This window comes from Clavibacter sp. MX14-G9D (genome assembly GCF_032917815.1).
GTDB classification, from domain to species: domain Bacteria; phylum Actinomycetota; class Actinomycetes; order Actinomycetales; family Microbacteriaceae; genus Clavibacter; species Clavibacter michiganensis_K.
Genome location: NZ_JAVCVL010000316.1, coordinates 1 through 2,136 on the forward strand (window position 1 = coordinate 1; position 2,136 = coordinate 2,136).

1 protein-coding gene is annotated in these 2,136 nt (G+C 77.9%); it reads left to right on the forward strand.

The features are described 5' to 3' along the window. The first annotated feature begins 62 nt into the window (after positions 1-62). A complete protein-coding gene (locus Q6969_RS15130; RefSeq protein ID WP_317231184.1) occupies positions 63-2,021 on the forward strand; it encodes a serine hydrolase domain-containing protein in 1,959 nt (652 codons plus the stop codon). The last annotated feature ends 115 nt before the right edge of the window (positions 2,022-2,136 follow it).

The window sequence follows — 2,136 nt, forward strand, 5'->3', positions numbered from 1 at the left end:
CGCGGGGGGGGGGGGGCCCGCGCCCGCCGGCGCCCAGGGAGCGGGCGGCCCCGGGGGCCCCCGTGGGGCCCGGCGCGGACCCGCCGCCCCCGGCCCCGCCGCAGCACCAGCCCGGCGGTCACGAGCTCACGCAGGCCGACGTCGACGCCTGGCTCGACGGCGTCGTCGGCTCCGCGCTGGCCACGACGGGCATCCCGGGCGCCGCCGTCTCCGTGGTCGCCGACGGCCGCGTGCTCACCGCCCGCGGCTACGGCCTCGCCGACACCGGCACGGAGGGCGCGCCCGCCACGCCGGTGGATCCCGACCGCACCCTCTTCCGCGTCGGCTCCGTCTCCAAGGTGGTCTCCGCCACGGCGGTCATGCAGCTGGTGGAGGAGGGCCGGCTCGACCTCGACGCCGACGTGCAGCAGTACCTGGACTTCGACCTCGACACCCCGAAGGGCGCCGTCACCCTTCGGCACCTCCTCACGCACACGGCCGGGTTCGAGGAGGTCATCGCGGGCCTCATCGGGCTGCCCGGCAGCGAGCGGTCCCTCGGCGACGCGATGCGCACCGATCCGCCCGCCCAGGTCTTCGTGCCCGGCACCACCCCCGCCTACTCCAACTACGGCGCGAGCCTCGCGGGCTACGTCGCCGAGCGCGTCGCGGGCCGGTCGTTCGTCGACCTGGTGCAGCAGCGGGTGCTCGACCGCGCGGGCATGGAGTCCTCCTCCTTCGCCCAGCCGCTGCCCGAGGACCTCGCCGCCCGGATGGCGAAGGGCTACCCCGACGACTCCCAGCCGGCGTACCCGGTGGAGGTCGTGAACGCGGCGCCCGCCGGCGCCCTCTCCGCCACGGCGACCGACATGGCGCGCTTCATGCTCGGCCACCTGGGCGACCTCCCCGCGGACCATGCGCTCCTCGATCCCGCCACCCTCGACCTGATGCACCGCCCCGCCCTCGACGCCGACCAGCTCGGCACCCTGGCCGCCGGGCAGCGCATGGCGCTCGGCTTCTTCGACGACAGCACGCCGGGCCTCCCGGCCGTCGGCCACGACGGCGACACCAACGTCTTCCACTCGGCGCTGCGCGTGTTCCCCGGGAGCGACGCCGGCATCTTCCTCACGCTCAACGGCAACGGCCGCGACGCCGTCGACACGCTCGAGCTGCGCACGGCCGTGCTGCAGGGCTTCGCCGACCGGTACCTGCGGGATGCCGAGGAGGGCACGGCGGCCAGCGCGACCGCCGCGGCCGGCGCCGCCCCCGAGGGGGATCCGGCCGCCGCCGCGGCCCTCGCCGGCACCTGGACGTCCTCCCGGTCCCCGGTCACCAACCCCGGCGCGCTCCTGGCGCTCAGCGGCCAGACGGAGATCGTGCCGCGCGCCGACGGGACCGTCGCCGTCACCCCGAAGCCGCTCGGCGTGACGACGGGCGTCTACGAGCGGGCGGGCGACCACCTGTGGCGGGAGGTCGGCGGCGACGCCGTGCTCGCCACCCGGGAGGACGCCGACGGCACCGTCTCCGCCATCTCGTGGGGCGCGTCCTTCACGCTCCTCCGGGCCGAGCCCTGGCAGGCCGCGTCCGTCGCGATCCCCGGGCTCCTCGCCGCCGTGGCCGTGCTGCTGGTCTCGGTGGTCGCCTGGCCCGCGACGGCGATCGCCGGCATCGGCCGCCGCCGGTCCCCGCGCCCCGACGCGGCGGGAGAGGCCGTGCCGGTCCCGCGCCCGCGCCGCAGCCGTGCGCTCCTGCTCTCCCGCATCGGCCAGGCGGTGACCCTCCTGGCGCTCGCCGGCTGGACCGTGGCCGCCCTCGAGGCCATGTCCTTCGTCGACGTGTCCGCCGTCTCGCTGCGCACCCTCCAGGCGCTGCAGCTGGCCGGGGCGCTCGCCGTGGTCCCCGCCGCGCTCGCCGCCGTCCAGGCGGTCCGCACCCGTCGCGGGGCGTGGATCGTCGCGGGCCGGATCCTCGTGGTCCTCGCCCTGGCCGGCATCGCGGCCTTCGCGGTCGGCTTCCGCCTCCTCGCCCCGAGCGTGAGCTACTGATGCGCGGCGGGGACGGGCGCGACGCCTGGCATGCTCGGGAGGTGACCGACCCGACACCCGACCGAGCCGACGCGGCGGCCCCCGTCCCCGCCCGACCGCGGGGCGCGCTCGCCGG